General features: G+C 66.4%; 18 protein-coding genes. All 18 read right to left on the minus strand.

From position 1 onward, the window contains the following. Positions 1-37: 37 nt before the first annotated feature. A complete protein-coding gene (locus tag PNO31109_RS05875; protein WP_174966280.1) occupies positions 38-2311 on the minus strand; it encodes a helicase-related protein in 2274 nt (757 codons plus the stop codon). A gap of 110 nt (positions 2312-2421) precedes the next feature. Then, positions 2422-2727, minus strand: coding sequence for a hypothetical protein (locus PNO31109_RS05880; protein ID WP_150554685.1), 306 nt, complete (start codon positions 2725-2727; stop codon positions 2422-2424). A 101-nt stretch (positions 2728-2828) separates the two neighbouring features. Beyond that, entirely contained in the window at positions 2829-3938 is a 1110-nt protein-coding gene (locus tag PNO31109_RS05885) for a DUF6094 domain-containing protein (protein WP_124136586.1), read from the minus strand. 65 nt (positions 3939-4003) lie between these two features. Next, on the minus strand, positions 4004-4654 hold the full coding sequence (locus PNO31109_RS05890; RefSeq protein WP_027350511.1) for a hypothetical protein: 651 nt from the start codon (positions 4652-4654) through the stop codon (positions 4004-4006). Positions 4655-4739: 85 nt separating this feature from the next. Further along, positions 4740-5105: a hypothetical protein gene (locus tag PNO31109_RS05895; protein WP_009461172.1), complete on the minus strand. Its 366-nt coding sequence runs from the start codon at positions 5103-5105 to the stop codon at positions 4740-4742. Between the two features lie 89 nt (positions 5106-5194). Beyond that, positions 5195-5806 (minus strand): DUF3275 family protein, encoded by a 612-nt coding sequence (locus tag PNO31109_RS05900; RefSeq protein ID WP_150554686.1) that lies wholly within the window; start codon positions 5804-5806, stop codon positions 5195-5197. A 55-nt stretch (positions 5807-5861) separates the two neighbouring features. After that, positions 5862-6413 carry an STY4534 family ICE replication protein gene (locus PNO31109_RS05905; RefSeq protein ID WP_150554687.1) on the minus strand — a complete coding sequence of 184 codons (552 nt, stop codon included), beginning with the start codon at positions 6411-6413 and terminating at the stop codon, positions 5862-5864. Between the two features lie 343 nt (positions 6414-6756). Further along, entirely contained in the window at positions 6757-7473 is a 717-nt protein-coding gene (locus PNO31109_RS05910) for a DUF5983 family protein (protein ID WP_150554688.1), read from the minus strand. A 249-nt stretch (positions 7474-7722) separates the two neighbouring features. Next, a complete protein-coding gene (locus PNO31109_RS05915; protein ID WP_150554689.1) occupies positions 7723-8115 on the minus strand; it encodes a hypothetical protein in 393 nt (130 codons plus the stop codon). A gap of 24 nt (positions 8116-8139) precedes the next feature. Then, complete coding sequence (locus PNO31109_RS05920; protein WP_142096571.1) at positions 8140-8391, minus strand: hypothetical protein; 252 nt, start codon at positions 8389-8391, stop codon at positions 8140-8142. Between the two features lie 806 nt (positions 8392-9197). After that, the gene (locus PNO31109_RS05930) at positions 9198-11228 is read right to left on the minus strand and encodes a DNA topoisomerase III (protein WP_142096568.1); all 2031 of its coding nucleotides are present in this window, start codon (positions 11226-11228) and stop codon (positions 9198-9200) included. A 295-nt stretch (positions 11229-11523) separates the two neighbouring features. Next, a complete protein-coding gene (locus PNO31109_RS05935; RefSeq protein ID WP_004362284.1) occupies positions 11524-11907 on the minus strand; it encodes a single-stranded DNA-binding protein in 384 nt (127 codons plus the stop codon). Beyond that, positions 11904-12452, minus strand: a complete 549-nt coding sequence (locus PNO31109_RS05940) for a DUF3158 family protein (protein WP_142096565.1) — start codon at positions 12450-12452, stop codon at positions 11904-11906. The genes PNO31109_RS05935 and PNO31109_RS05940 overlap by 4 nt, the downstream gene beginning before the upstream one ends. Next, positions 12449-13228 carry a PFL_4669 family integrating conjugative element protein gene (locus tag PNO31109_RS05945; RefSeq protein ID WP_150554690.1) on the minus strand — a complete coding sequence of 260 codons (780 nt, stop codon included), beginning with the start codon at positions 13226-13228 and terminating at the stop codon, positions 12449-12451. The genes PNO31109_RS05940 and PNO31109_RS05945 overlap by 4 nt, the downstream gene beginning before the upstream one ends. Positions 13229-13347: 119 nt before the next feature. Beyond that, entirely contained in the window at positions 13348-13539 is a 192-nt protein-coding gene (locus PNO31109_RS05950; RefSeq protein WP_142096559.1) for a hypothetical protein, read from the minus strand. 28 nt (positions 13540-13567) lie between these two features. Next, on the minus strand, positions 13568-13855 hold the full coding sequence (locus tag PNO31109_RS05955) for a type II toxin-antitoxin system RelE/ParE family toxin (RefSeq protein ID WP_150554691.1): 288 nt from the start codon (positions 13853-13855) through the stop codon (positions 13568-13570). Then, the gene (gene relB / locus PNO31109_RS05960) at positions 13842-14141 is read right to left on the minus strand and encodes a type II toxin-antitoxin system RelB family antitoxin (RefSeq protein WP_009618210.1); all 300 of its coding nucleotides are present in this window, start codon (positions 14139-14141) and stop codon (positions 13842-13844) included. Before relB ends, PNO31109_RS05955 begins: the two co-directional genes overlap by 14 nt. 125 nt (positions 14142-14266) lie before the next feature. Next, positions 14267-15460 carry an STY4528 family pathogenicity island replication protein gene (locus PNO31109_RS05965; RefSeq protein WP_150554692.1) on the minus strand — a complete coding sequence of 398 codons (1194 nt, stop codon included), beginning with the start codon at positions 15458-15460 and terminating at the stop codon, positions 14267-14269. Between the last annotated feature and the right edge of the window lies 1 nt (position 15461).

The raw sequence follows: 15461 nt of genomic DNA on the forward strand, positions 1-15461 counted from the left end.
CCGGCGACCACAGGGTCGCCGGCATGCAAGGCATGGATCATGCCACCACGAGTTGGCGTGCCAATGCCACTTCTACGGAATCACCGTCCTGGTTCAGGACGTCGAGCCCCGATTCCGGCACGTCGCCCGACGTACTCTGCGACACCATGATCTTCCGCGCCATCAACCCCAGGCAGGTCATCTGCGAGGAGTTGGCGTAGCCCAGGTAGATCACGCGCACCGGCTGCTTCTGGCCGATGCGCCATGAGCGCCGGGCGGCCTGCTGCAGCGAATACACGTTGTAGCCCGACTGGAGGAACACGATCGTCGGGAACTCCAGCAGGTCCAGGCCGGTTTTCACCAACTCGGGATTGGTGATGAGCACGTCGATGCCACGGTCCAACTGCTCGGCGATCCAGTCCTCGCGGCGGGAGGCATCCACGCTCGCGCGCAGTACCGCCACCTTGAAGCCTTCCTGCTCCAGCAGCACCTTCAAACGCGACGTGGTGTCGCGGGTGCCGGTGTAGACCGAGTAGACCAGGGTCTTGCGACCTTCTGCCTTCTCCTGCCGGCAGATCTCGATCAGCTCGCGTTCCTTGGGCATCACCTCCAGCTCGTTGAACTGAGCCGGAACGAACGCCAAGGTGTTGCGCGTGCGCGGATGCACCACCGTTTCCGACCGAAAGCAGCAGTCCGGCCAGGCCAGCAGCACGTTGAGGACCACGCCGAGCAGTGTCGTGTCGCGCTTCGCCAGGGCCTGCTTCAGCTCCTGGGTCAGCCGACCCGCCAGATCGCGGTAGGCCGCGGCTTGCGCCGTGTCCATGGCGACTTCGCGGAACTCCTCGTCGTAGGGCGGCAACACGTTGCCACCGATGTCCTTCAGCTTGAGGAAGACGGTGAACGGCAGGACGCAACGCAGCACGCCCTTGGGACCGAAACCCGGCGCCTTGACCGTGCGTACCGATACCTTGGTGCCCTTGGCCGTCTTGTGCGCCGTGCCGGTGCTCTCGGAGTAGATGTCCTTCAAGACACCGTGATCGCGCATGAACGCCATCGCGGCCGACGTCATGCTGCCGCTCTTCGTCGGCCGGTAGCCGTCTTCGATCATCCGCCCCGGCAGGGCTCGGAACAGCAGGTGGAACAGGTCGTCGCCGTAGCCGCCCATCAGCGTGCCGGTGAGCAGCAGCGTCTTGCGCGCCTTGGCCGCCAACACCCCCATGGCCTGGCCCTGTGCGGAGCCGCCGTTCTTGTACTCGTGGGCCTCGTCGGCGATGAGCAAGTCGAACGTGCCTTGGGGAAGCTGCCTCTTGACGAACTCGGACGGCTGGTAGCCGCCCTCGCCGAAGCCGAACTCCATGTTGGCCATCGCGCGTTCCATCCGGTGGGCTTGCCGATCCGAGAAGACCAACTCGCCGCGGTCGTCCATCAGGTTGATGAACTCGTGGACGTTGTCCCCGAGCATCGACGCGAGGAAGGCGTCACCGAACTTCTGCATCAGCTTCTGCGCGGTGACTTCCCCGATGGTTGGAATACGCTTCAGTGCCTTGAGCACGGTCGAGGACTGGTCGCTGGCGGACAGGCCTCTGGGACGGATCAAGGACCACAGCGGTGCACGGCAGTGGCTGCACTTGCGGCGGGACTCCTCGGCTTCCAGTTCGACCGGGTTGATCGGCTCGCCGTCGAGATCGGTGATGACATGCCCGCAATCCGGGCAGGCCCCCACGTCGCCGTGAGGCGTGCGCCGTCGAACGAAGACAGGTTTCCAGTGGAACCCCATCCGCATCCGCACTCGGCCCAGGACGAAGAACTCCTGGCCCTGCGCCGGCACGTCCAATTGCTCGCGCAGTTTCAGCAGCTTGACCAGCGTGTCCGGGCCGTTGAGCACCCAGACCTTGGCACCGGCCACCGTCTCCTGGATCTCGCGCCGCCACTTGTAGACCAGATGGGGTGGCGAGAGCACCAGGGTGCGGCGGTAGCCTTCGGCGTTGAGCACGGCGGCCGTGGCGATGCCAACGGTCGTCTTGCCGCAGCCCATCTCGCCATTGACGATCGCGGCGCGTTCGCCGCGGTCGACCAGTAGCTCGGTGACGGCATGGACCACATCGGCTTGCGCCGGGAACAGCTTGCGCTTGAGCGCGGCGAGGATCTGTTGCCGATGCACCCGCACCTGGCCGGTGTAGACCGGAGGATTGGCGCGGTTGAGCGAGTCGAGCAACTCGTCGCCGAACTCGGACACGAAGTCCTGCAAGCTGAGCGTGAGGGGTGAAGCGGCCGCTTCGAGCAGGTCGCCCTGCACAGCGGTTTCGGGAACGGTTTCGAGATCAAGGGACATGGTGATGCTCCAAGGCAATGGGGCATGCACCTCCCACACGGGGCGGTGACATGCCCCTGGGTGGGAAGAAAGACGCGGCAAAGAAACGTGTAGGTGCCGCTGGATGCGGATCAGTATTCGCTGGGCAACAGCAGTGTGGTAACGCTGCGATCCCATTCGGTGATGATCCAGAGCTTCAGGTCGCGCGTGACCTGGTAGGACGAGAACAGACGATCCTCGCCGGACTTCAGCGCGGCGTCGTTCTGCCGCCGATCGCTGTCGTCCAGGTCGCCCCAGTCGCCATGAAGATGGCGGCGCAGGTACGGCGTGGGGTTGAGCCGGCCCTGTCGGACCAGCTCGTCGACGCCGGCGGTCATGACCACCTGCCCGGGCGAAAAGCGTGCGTGCGACGCGAGGTTGAGGACTGCGAGTGCCATGGTGGTATCTCCTTCTGCAAGAAGGGGCCACGGCACCTCATCGGGGCAGCGTGACCCCGGTGGGTGGATGAAAGCGACGGCGAACCGTCAGGGAACAGCGATCAGCGGATGGTCAGCACTTCGCCCCACGTGGGCGAGCCCAGCGTCAAGTCCCATGCACGAATGACCGGCACGAACTTGTCGGTGAGGATTCGCGTCTCGGCCACGGAGCCGTCGTCGCGCTCGGTGTACTCCGTCTGGAGGGTCTTCTCCTTGTGGGTATCACCTTTGACGACGAGCACGCGCCCGCTCTTGGACGTCACCACGCCGGAGATCGCGCCTGCGGCCAAGGCCAGGGCGAGATGCCAGTGCGACAAGGCCCGCGCGGGCGGACGCAGCGATTGCTGCGCGGCGCCCAGGTGCGTATCGAGCGCCGGCCAGAGTCCTTGCAGCCGGCCGACTTCATCGGCGAACTGCTCGGGCTCCATCGTCACGCGATAGAAGTGCTCCGGCTCGGCCGGGCTGGCAGGGACGGTGTACGGCAGGAACGGCCATTCGAGCGGCAGCTCCTCGGCTTCGGCGTCACCCTGTCCGATCTGCAGCAGCAGACCGCGCACGGCCTTGGCCGATTCCGATGCCTGGTCGCGCTGACGAATCCTGCGACCGAAGATCACCACCTGCTTGAACTGCGTTTCCACCGCACGGTAGATGCGCAGGTCGGCGAAGTGGCGCGTCAGCCATCCGACCAGCTCGGCGTCGAGCACGTAGGACGGCACGATGAAGACCAGCACGCCACCGTACTGCAGCAGCGGCAGCGCGCGCTGATAGAACAGCTTTTCCAGCCGCGCACGGCCCTGACCCTGATAGCCGATGTTGCCGTTCACGTCCTTGCTCAGGTCGCCATAGGGCGGGTTGAGCCACAGCAGGCCGAAGGACTGGCGCGAGATCAGCGTGTCCATCAGGTCGCCGTGAATGCAGCGATCGACCAGTTTCCGTGCGTGGCGGGCACGCTCGGCGTCGTACTCGACGGCGAAGGCCTGGACCTGCTCGCGCCCGAGGGCGTGGGCGGCTTCAGCGATCGCCACGCCTTCGCCGGCGCAGGGATCGAGGATGGACATGGCTCCGGGAGACGGCGCCAGCGCGGACAAGGCCCGCTCCAGCGTCGGCTCGTCGGTGGGGAAGTAGCCGTTACGAATGAAGTTGCGCGCCAGGCGCGGAAACATGAGTGCCATGGATTTCTCCTGGTGATGGATGAAGGAAGGCGGGCACGCGCGGCGCGCATGCCCGTGGGGATGGCTCACGCCACACGCCGAAGCGGTGCGTTCGCGGCCAGTTCGTACTGCGTGGCGCCGAGGGTGCCGTTGCGGATCAGCTCGCCCAACGCCTTCGTCAGCGCCGGGACATCGAGGGCCAGCCGATGGCCTTCCAGCGGCCCGAGGGCCAAGGGAAGACCGGTCAGCATTCGCCGTGTCTGCAACAGCGCCAGCACGGTGTCGCGCCAGTGGTCGAGCAGTGGCAGCGGGCAGGTCTCCTGCACCAGCGTCCACAGCCGGTCGAGCCGGTGAGCGGAATCCCTGGGCAGAAGCGCCAGCGCGCTGGCGTTGGCCTTGTCTGGCTTCACGCAGCGACGATCGAACAGCCACACATTCGTCAGCGAACCGAACAGCGTTCGCCGATAGGCACGGGTGATGCGCTTTTCCAGGTTCTCGACGTTGCCGACGAAGACCGGGATGGATGCGCCCTGCTCGGTGATGACGTGGAACTGATCGAGTCCCTGTTCATCCCGGCCGAGGGTCAGGCGGGCGAGGAACTCCTGAACGGCGGTGTCGCGCGCCCAGATCGAGAGAAAGACGAGATTGCCCTGCTCGTCACCGACGCAAGCGTCGGCCATGAGGTCGGGGCATTCGTCGATGCGGTACAGCGGTTTCGCGGAAGAAGGTGCAGGCATGGTGATGTCCTCATTGGAAATGAAGGAGCAACCACAGCCCGCGGGGCCGTGCTCGCCCCGGTTGGGTGAAGGTAGATGCGTGCCGCTAGACAGCGCGCCCCGCGTGGAAGCGGTGAACCCGCTCGCGCCACTCGGGGCTTTGCACCGGCGCCATGTCGAGATAGCGCAGCGGGCACGAGTAGTAGTACGGATGCACGGACTCGTCGAGGGACTTGTAGCCCCAATCGCCGCCCGAGCTTTCCAGCAGATGGCAGCCGATGTAGCAGACGGACTCACCGGCCGCGAGGCCCATGACGCCCGCCTGCCTGGCGGTGACGCGAACCACGGTCCACAGGACGTCGCCGTCCAGTGTGTGGTCGATGACTTCGCAGCAAGCGCGTTCGGACGCCTGCGGAGCGAGCAACTCGCGGATCAACTGATCGCGCGTCTGACGAACGAAGGTCCAGCCCATGAGGGTCTCCTTGAAGAAAAGGCCGGAGCCATCCCCGTCGGGGGAGAGCCCCGGCGGGTGGCGGAATGCCGCGCAAGGCGGCGGATGGATCAGGCAGCCTTGAGGTGCCAGTCCTGGGACAACGGAGCGAACTCGTAGCCCAGCTTGTCGAGACGGTCGCGCTGCTGACGCAGCACACGACGATCCACGGTCGCATCGAGCTTCACGGTCTCGCCCAGAGGCCACAAGGCACCGAACAGCGCCGCGTCGTCTGCCTCGGCCGAGGCCGCAGCGGACACGGGGGGCGGTTCGCTGCCGAACGGCGTGGTATCGATCAGGGGATCGCGCGGACTGCGCGGCTTCGCCTTCGGCTTGGCCGGGGGCGTTGCCGGTACGGGCGCCTGCGTCTCCTCGTCGATCGGATCGACTTCCTGCGGACTCAGTCGGCGGGCTTCGTCGCGGCTCAGGGCGTCGATGTTGGACAGCGTCATCCCGCCCAGATGGGCGCGGATCTCGATGACCATGCGGCCGTTGGCGTTGTACGTGGAGGGGCGAATCTCGACGATGACGAAATCACCGTCGTACTTGCCCTCGCGGTACTGATCGAGTTCGGCGTTCTTCACGACGAACTCGCCGATCGAGGTCGCCAGGCGGCCGACGTTGAAGTCGCCGTTCCTGCCGTGGATGGTCTTGATGGCCAGTTGGCCGGGGATGGTGATCATGAAGGTCTCCTGCTGACGAAGAGAAGACAAGGCCCCGGGGATGGGGCCTTGCGGATCAGAACGACTCGGCAGCGGCCAATGCGGGGGCATCGGCTGCGTCGTCGGCAGCATCGGCGACGGACTCGGAAGGCTCCGGTGCCGAGGCTTGCTGCGCAGCGGGCGCGTCGGACGTCACGGGGACTTCCGGCTCGCGCTCGTCGGTCTCGGTCGGCTTGGGTTCGGCCTTGTAGACGAGCTTGCCGTCGACCTTGATCCAGCTGACGAACAGCAGGCGGGCCTTGAGGCTCACCCCCTGCTCGCCGGCACGCTTGCCCTTGGAGTAGGTGAAGGTGTCGGTCCACAGGTCGCCCAGGCGGAAGCCGATCATCACCTTCTTCTCGGCGTCGACCGCCTGAATGCAGCGGCGCACCAGGTGCTGCGCTTCCGATCCCGATACGCGCGTGTCGAAACGCACATACGAGACGTCATCGCTGGGACCGTTCAGGGCTGCGATGTCGCAGGCCAGGAACGCATCGCCTTTCTTGGGCTTCACTTCGCGGATGCGATTGAGGTACCCGAGGCCGGTGATGTGCAGATCGAAGTAGGACTTTTCGGTGGAAGTGGTCATGGTGAATCTCCTGGGAACAATGAGGCGGAGACACACCCGACCCAAGGCGGGGAAGGTGTGGAACCCCCGCGTGGGTTGATGGAACAGCTTGGTGGCATCGCCATCGAGAACCGATGGCCGTTCGCGCATGGATGCCGGTGCGAACTGGTGTGATCAACGCGGTCGGAACCGCGTCGCAGCCTTGAAGATCGTGGCTGCCTGGGCATGCTGCCGGCAACGCCAGCGAACATGCGGTCAGCGTGCGGCACATGGCGGCCGCCGTCCGCCGGGAATCGGCAATGCGCCGGCACCGCGTTCCGCGAAAAAGAAGAGCCCCGACATGGGGGCTCGAATGGGTTGCGGGTTAGTCGTCGTCGTAGAGCGTCAGCCCGTCCAGCACGGGCGCGTCGGCATCGAAGATCAGCAGACGCACGTCGGCGAGCGCGGCCAGGTGGAGCACCTCGACGAGGGACTCCGGCATGCCCTTGGCCCGGTGCTCCTGCCGCAGTTCTTCGGCGGTGATGCCCTCGACATGCTGCAGGTTCGCATCCGTCCAGGGGGTGGCGATCAGCTTCACGCCGACCGCCGGGCTGTAGGGAATGCGGAAGGCCACGAACAGAAAACCGCTCGGCGTGGCGATGTCGGCCAGGTTGGCCAGATAGCGGCCGGCCTCCTCGGTGATGTGCGCCGAACTGATTTCCCAGGCACGGCTGTAGAAGCCGGTCTCGAAGCGCAGGCGCCGCACCACCTCGCGCGCCGCTTCCTCGGAGTAGGTATCGCCGACGTGCAGCGGCTGGCTGGCTTCTTCGGCCATGACGGCGTAGACGAGGTTTCGGGCGATGCCGTGGCTGGGGCACTGCGCGTCCAGTTCGGGCGGCACGTTCTGGCCTTCCGTGATCAGCGCGAAGTCGTCGCAGAAGACGCAGGCATGGCGCTCGACCTGGCTGTCCGGCAGGTGCGACTGCGAGACGTGCAGCGGCAGATAGCTCAGCGGGCAGTCGTCGTCGTAGGAAATCGCCAGCAGCCGCTGCACGGACAGGCCATCGTAGCCGCGGACGAAGGGATTGTTGGAATGGGACATGAATATCTCCAGCAAGGGATGGCCGAGGCAATCCCCTGCCGGGGATTAAACCCCAGCGGGTGGATGAAGTGGCAACCGGTCAGCCGGCCGCGGCGTCGGGCCGCCCTGGTGGCGGGCGGTGCAGGTCAGTGGAAGATGGTGATTTGGGACATGGCCGCTCCTGCGAAAAGAAGGAGGGACATGGCCCCGAACGGGGACGCATGTCCCTCGTCGGGTGGGATGAAAGGACGGTGGGTTGCCAGGCGCGGCTCACCAGCCGTTGTAGTGCAGCGTGAGGTCGGCGAGGACCTTGCGCCGCTCCAGGTCGAGGCCGCCGAGGTCGGACAGCCCCTCGAAGCCGCAACGCTTGAGCATCGCGCCGCCCTCGCGGGCGTTGTAGAAGCTCACCATCGCGGACAGGAACATGCGTTGACCGCTGCTCAGCACACCCAGTGCGTCGTTGAGCATCAGCATGTTGGGCCGCAGGTCCCACTTGGTGGTGGCACGCTGCAGACCTTCGCGTGTGCCGTCGCCGAACCATTCGGCACCGGCGATGTTCACGCCGCGCTTCCACGCCTCGAAGAAGGCTTGGGGCGCGGCGGCGAAGTGCTGTTTTTCCAGCTTGATCTGATCAAGTACCTCTTGAGGCAGAGCACGGTTCATGACGGGGGCTCCTGGTGATTGGATTCACGGGTGGAGGCGCTGCTGCCAGCGGCCCGTTTGCAGGGCGTGCTCGGCAGCGTGGTGCGAGCGGAAGAAGCTGGCCGACTCGCGCGAGACGGGACCATCCGCATCGGCGGTGCCGATGTAGTGGCCGGCTGCGCTGCACAGCACCTGCAGGGGCAGGCGCTTGCCGACGTAGGCCAGGGCCTGGTAGCCGATGGATTCGGCGCGGGCCTGTTCAGCACTCAAAGGGGCTGTTGCGAACGCGAGAGACATGTGGTTCCTCCTGGTGGTTGAAGACCGGGAGCACCACGCCCCGTCGGGAGCGGAGACCTCCCGAAAGGTTGAACATCGAAAGCACCACGCGTCGTGGCGACGCGCGTCCGCGGTGGTCGGTGCGAGGCGGACTGGATCGATCAACGCGGCGAGGCGCGTTGCAGCCTTGAAGACCGGAGCTGCCAGGGCATGGTGCTGACGACCGTCAGCGACACATGCGGAAAGGATGGAAGCGCGGCGGCGCACCGTCGCCGATCAAACGGAACCGCGCGCCGTCCGGTTTGGCCCGAGCACTGCCGGCAGCAGCAGTGCACGATCCTTCCGCCCACGACAAAGGCGCCGAAGCCCCGTAGGGCTTCGGCTGGAGAAGAATCAATCCACCTGTGGGCTGCAAGCAGGCCAGGCCGTCGTCAAAGCCATTCGCTGCGTCAGCAATCTCACCCGGCCCGTTTCGTGGCTGGAGCCGGCATCCTCTGGCGTGCATCCGCACACAAAGGGAACCCGTTGTTCCGCCGGCGGGCACCGGCACCGAATACCGTCGACCGCAAGCGGTCTCCTGGCACCTCGCAGCCTTGCGGGCCAAGGCGTCAGGAGACCGCTCGCGGATGTACGGAACAACCTGGATCAAAGGAACCGCGTTGCGCGCGATTCGACGGAGCAATGACCTTCTCGCCCTGCCAGCCGTGAGGCCTGTGCAGGACGCGCACACCGTTGCAGAAGGGAACGCGCGCTGGGGAGTCCCGCGGGGCGCGGGAGGTTTGCCCCGCCGTCGGCAAGATCCGGCGTGGCAGCGGGAGACGTGGGCGTCAGTTCGCCTTGGGGCGCCGGCGCGGTGTCCTGGAGGTGCGACCGGATGCGCCGCGCTTGCCTGCCGGGGCATCTTCGACCGGCTGCGTACCTTTGCAGTCCGGGTAGCGGCTGCACGACCAGAACGCGCCGCTCTTGCCGCTACGCTGGCGCATCGGGGCGCCGCACTGCGGGCAGTCCGGCGCGGGCGGCAGCTTGAGGTCCAGCGTGGCGCCGCGGTACTGCTGCACGAGCCGGGCGACCCAGCTCGATTGCTTGGCGATGAAGGTGTCCAGCGTCATCTGGCCGGCCTCGATCATGTCCAGTGCCTGCTCCCACACCGCCGTGGTCCCCGGGTCGGCGATGGCCGCCGGCACGGCGTCGATCAACGTGAAGGCCGCATCCGATGCACGGATGGCGCGGCCTTTCTTCAAGAGATAGCCGCGGGCCAGCAGCCCGCTGATGATGTTGGCGCGCGTCGCCTCGGTGCCGATGCCCGTGGTGTCCTTCAGCTTCTGCTTCAGGCGCGGGTCGGTCACGAGCTTGGCGACGCCCTTCATGGCCTTGACCAGCTCGCCCTGCGTGTAGGGCTTGGGCGGCAGCGTCTTCAATGCCTTCAGCTCGACCTGACCGACTTGACAGGCATCGCCAGTCTTCAACGGCGGCAACACTTGGCTTTGCTGCGCATCGTCCCGGTCCGTGTCGTCAAGGGCCGGCGCCGCCAGCACCTGGCGCCATCCGGCCACCGCGATCTGCTTGCCCACCGCCACCAGCGACTGCCCGCCGCACGTGAGCTGCGCCACCGTCCGGTCGAACTCGTGATGCGGCAGGAACTGCGCGAGGTAGTGGGCACGGATCAGCCGGTAGACGGCCAACTCCTTGTCGGTCATCGCCGAGAGATTGGCCGGCTCCAGCGTGGGGATGATGCCGTGATGTGCCGTGACCTTGCCGTCGTTCCAGGCCCGCGAACGCTGCTGGCGGTCCAGGCGGTCGATCAGCGGCCGCAGGCTGGGATCGGTCTTGACCAGGCTGTCGAGCACGGCCGGCACCTCGGCCAGCATGCTCTCGGGCAGGTAGCCCGAATCCGAGCGCGGATACGTCGTCGCCTTGTGCGTCTCGTACAGCGCCTGGGCAATGTCCAGCGTCTCCTGCACGTCGAGGCCCAACTGCTTGGAACAGACTTCCTGCAAGGTACCGAGGTCGAACGGCAGCGGCGGGCCTTCGCGCACGCGCTCGGTTTCGACCGACAGCACTTGGGCGGAGCCGGCCTTGCGCAGTCGCTCGGCGGCCTGCTGAGCCACCGGCTGTTGCAGGCAGCGGCCCGCATCGTCGCCGCTGCCTTGCGGCGGCGTCCAGCTAGCGACGAAGGACTGGCCTGCATGCGAAAGCGCAACCTCGATGGCCCAGAACGGTACGCAGACGAAGCGCGCGATCTCGCGATCACGATCGACGACCAACTTCAGCGTCGGCGTCTGCACGCGGCCCACCGACAGCACGCCGGTATAGCCGGCCTGGCGCCCCAGCAGGGTGAACAGGCGGCTCAGGTTCATCCCGATCAGCCAGTCGGCGCGCGATCGGGCGAGTGCGGAGAAATACAGCGGCAGCGTCTCGGCGGACGGCTTGAGCGCACCCAGCGCCTTGCGGATCGACGCATCGTTGAGCGCCGACAGCCACAGGCGCTGAATCGGCCCGCGGTAGCCGCACAGGTCGATGATCTCGCGGGCGATCATCTCGCCCTCGCGGTCGGCGTCGGTCGCAATCACCAGCTCGCCCGCCTTGGCGACGAGTTGCTGAACGACCTTGAATTGCGCTGCGGTCGCCGCCTTGGGCTCGACACGCCAACGCTCAGGAAGAATGGGCAGTTGCTCGATGGCCCAGCGCTTGTATTGCTCGCCGTAGCCTTCGGGTGGAACCGTCTCCACCAGATGACCGATGCACCAGGTCACGACGACGCCGGCGCCGCTGTAGCAGCCGTTGCCGCGTTGGCTGGCGCCCAGCACACGGGCGATGTCCTTGCCCTGGGACGGCTTCTCGCACAGGAACACGCGCATGAAGCCTCCTTGGAAATGTGCGGTTCATCTGATGGGCGTCAGCTTGGCGGGGCCAGGAGATGCCGGCAGCAAGGAAGCCGATTGATGCAGACACCGCTTTTTTGATCGGCAGGCGGTCCGTTGCAGCAGCCGTACGCATAGACCGCAGGAGCTGGCGCAGCAAGAGCATTGTTTCGGGAGGGCGGCTGGAACTCCGTGGACGACCTTGGAGCTATCCCCTGGGGATAGCTCGCTGGTGCATCGCGGGCGTATGACGGTTGCTACAGCCGCCCTCGGGGGAACGGCGATGGGCGAATTACTGTCCGCCGGCGGGCTTGGCGCTGAGCGCCACCGACTCGATGCGGTACGGCAGGATGCCCACGCGCCGCGCCTCGACCTTGAACGTTACGCGCTCGTTCTCGTCGGCGTCCTCCCATTCGTCGCGCACGGTGCGGCCCTCGACCAGCACCCGCATGCCTTTCTGGTACAGCGTCTTCCAGTGCTCGGCGTCGCGGTGCCACAGCTCCACGGGCGCCCAGAAGCCGCCGCGATCTTCGTACTCGCCGTCCTTCTTCGGGATCGGGTTGTCGAAGTAGACGTTCAGGCGAAGCAGCCGGCGCGGCTCGTCGTTGCCGTTCGGAAATTCGCGGTAGTCCGGCGCAGAACCGATGTTGCCCTCGCCGACGAAGTGCGTGCTCATGGTGACTCCTTGGTGGTGGGTGGAACGGAGGCGGTATGCCCGTGGACACGCCGCAGGTAAGCCGCTTCGGCCTGCGCGGCCTTGTTGGCGCATTCCAGGGCTTGGCGAGCGATGCTGTGGGTCAGGCTGATCTGCATGTTCAGCACGATGCGCTGCAGTTCCATCGCGTACAGCTCGTCGATCAGCGAGGCCGGCGTCGCGGGGTTGGCCAGCAGGGCCTCCCACAACGCCACGCCCATGGAGGAACGGTCCAGGTTGCGCCAGCGCAGGAAGGTCGTCCCTGCGCCAGTGGCTTGCTGGGCCAGCTGCACGTCGAGCAGGCTGAAGGGGTAGGCGCGCGCCTGGGGCAGCACGCGCCGCTGCGCCAGGCCAATCACGTCGTCGCGCAGCGCTGCGCACTGGCTGGCCCAGGTCTCCAGACTCCCCTTACCCTTAAAAGGCTGTAAAAGGCCTTTTAGGTAGCCTGCGTGTTCCAGCCGCTGGAAGTCCGTCTGTTCCAGCGCCACGAAGCGCGTGGAGTGGCGGATGGGGGGCGATGCGGTCATGCGCCAGTCCCCTTGTCGCCCGCTGCACCATCGGCTGCGCCGTCCGTGGGAAGCGGCGCATCGGGCTCGATGGCAGGCGCAGCAGACGGCGTGCCGGGCTTGGTTGTCCGCCGCGCGATCGGTGGCGCGAAGCGCGAGCGGCGCGTGCCTTCCAACACGTCCTGCGGCAGCTCGCCGAACTTCTCCAATGCTGCTCTCGCCGCGGCGTTCTTCGCCGCGAAGTCGTCGCGTGTCGTCCCCGAGTAGCGGTACTGCTGGGCCAGCGAGAACAGGCTGCGCAGCGCGTGCGCACCATCATTGAGCCAGCGCTCCAGGGTGCTGCGGTCGATCAGCGCCGTGTGGTGCGCCAGGATGAGTTTGCGTGCCAAGTCATCGTAGTCAGCCAGCAAGTACACCGCCATGAAGCCGAGCTGCGCGTTGACGAACAGCGGCAGCTTCACCGGCTGCACGTTCATGTTCTCGCCCAGCGACAGTGCCGGCGGCACGTCGGCCAGCGCCTGGTCCACCTGCTCGCGCAGCGCCTGCAGGCGGGTCTTGGTATCGGCCAGCTTGTCCTCGACCCTGAGCATCCACCAGTCGCTGTAGGGGTCGTCCTGCTCCGAACCCCGCTTCATCTTGTTCATCGCGCTGATGAAGCCGTTGAGACCGATGATGCCGGGGCGTCCTTCCGCTGGCACTCGGCCATGCCAGATGCGCGAGGCGTGGTGCGTGTGCAGCGTCAGCGACATCGCGCTGCGCAGCGATCCGAGATTCAGTTGCAGGGGTTCGTTTGCCATGTGGGCGACTCGCGTAGGGGAACGGAGTCGCCAGCATCGGCACCGGTCGGAAGGCCGTCAGTCAAGAAACCGTATCCAAGGCCCGCCCGGTTTGTTCGCCGGAAAGCTCCCTGTCCCAGCTATCCCCTGGGGATAGCCTCGCGGCGGGTGGCGACGCCAGGCGCCGCCTGCTGTTCCAACTGTGCAATGAAACCTTCGAACTGGCCGTCGGCGACATCGGCATGGCAGCCGGCGGCGATGTCGGCCCAGCCCATGCAGGCTGCTTCCTGTAGCGCCTTGAGTTTGGCTGCTTCAGGCTCCTTGGCATTCATGGCAAATCTCCTGTGAGGAAAACCGCCTTCACTCCCGTGCCGGCGGCCACTGCTGCGCGGCGTGCAACACGCGCAGGATGGACACCGCGCGAGCGTCTTCCATGTAGACCACCACGTAGTTCGAGCGCACGACCATTTCCCGCGTGCCGGCCACGCGGCCAGGCCGGTAGAGCTTCGGGCGCTCCGGCAGCTTCGTGGCCTTGGCCTCGATGTCGTCCTTCAACCGCTGCGCGGCATCGGGGTTGTCGTCCGAGATGTAGTCAACAATCGCCAGCAGGTCGGCGCGGGCAGCTTCGCGCCACTCAAGTACGCGCACGCCGCTTCCTGTCGATCAGGGCCTGCGCCTCGTCCATGACCTGCTGGTGCGGCACCGGCGGCCGTGTGTCGGCCAGCGCCTCCTGGACCTTCGCCCGGAACCAGGCATCGTAGGCCTCCGGATCGGCCGTGAGGCCAGCCGGCAGCGCGCCTTCCTTGACCACACGGGTCAGCAGGATGCGTACGGCGTCCGAAACGGTGAGGCCGACCCCGGCGAGCTTCTCGGCAGCATCGGCCTTGAGCTTGTCGTCCACACGGATGTGCAGCATCGAAGTCTGTGCGGCCATCGTTGCTTCTCCTGTTATGCATTAGCCCTATTTTGTATCTCAATTGAGACCTTGACAAGGGAGTGGCCGGATTGCCCGCCGGAAGGCTCCCTGTCCCAGCTATCCCCTGGGGATAGCTCGGCCGGTCACGGGTCGCGCAGGGCCGCACGCAGCCGCGCCAGGTGGGCGCGCGCCACTTCGGGGGATACCGGCGGTGCCGATGGCGCCGGTGCCGGCGCGGGTGGACGGGAAGCAGGCGGCACCGTGGCGCTGTCGCCCGCCCAGGCCTTGAACTCCCCTCGGATTGCCTTCTGGATGATGCCGAACAGGTAGCCAGCCGGGTTGCGCACCGAGCTGTTGCAGCAGCGCGCCTCCCATTCGTCCAGCACCGCCTGTCGCTGGGCTTCGTCCACCTGCCGCAAGGCCACCAGCGCGCCGGACTGCTGCTCGTGCTTCAAGCGCTGGAAGCGGTCTGGCAGCCGCAGGTTCTGCAGGGCCCTCGCGCGCGGTACTGTACGTACTTCATTTATACGATCATTACGTACTGTACGGTCCTCCTTCGGAATCCGAAGAGAGCCGTCCGGCGCGGGTTTCGGCCCCGCTTCGGATTCCGAAGACGGGCGCGCAGCATTCCGAAGAAGGGCTTCCTGGCCTTCTTCGGATTCGTGGTCGGCACCCTCCTGTGGATAACCTGGCGTCGTCCAGCCATGCCGCGCCATGCGCTGCGCCAGCACCTGCAAGCGGGTCGGCAGCGTGCGGCCGCTGAGCAGTGGGTCTTCGGCAATCTCCTTGAGCGTGTTCATGCCCACGATCTGCACCGCCTTGGCGGCATGGGTCAGCGCCTGGCTGACCAGGCCGAGGTAGTCGGCATCGAGCTGCATCGCCTCAAAGGGCGACAGCGGTTCGTCGTGCAGCACGTACAGGTTGCCTTGAATGCGGCCGGTCTTCGGGTCGCGCCGTCGTCGCACGAGGCTCAGCCAGCGCGTCAGCCGCAACAGCGTCAGGGCGCGCGCCACGGTCTCGTGCGAGGCCTGTGCCGCGCAGGGCATCGAGGCCAGGTAGGGGCGCAATTGGTCGTAGGTGGGAAAGGCGGTCACGCCGTCGTCGTTGAGCTGCAGGCGGAACACCTGCCAGGCGTTGCGCTCCAGCGGCGTCAGGCGTCGGTCGAGGAACAGCCTGCGCGGCACGCTATCATGGCGGTTGCCGCTGTAGAGAAACCCGTCCTGGCTTGGCGCCGTGCCCTGCGCAGGTTCCTGCGGATCAAGGTGCCGCAGCGCCTCGTCGAACACCGCCGACAGCGCAACCGGGCCTTCGCGCCGTGGTGCGCCGGCCGTGGTCATG

Source organism: Pandoraea nosoerga (assembly GCF_902459585.1).
GTDB classification, from domain to species: domain Bacteria; phylum Pseudomonadota; class Gammaproteobacteria; order Burkholderiales; family Burkholderiaceae; genus Pandoraea; species Pandoraea nosoerga.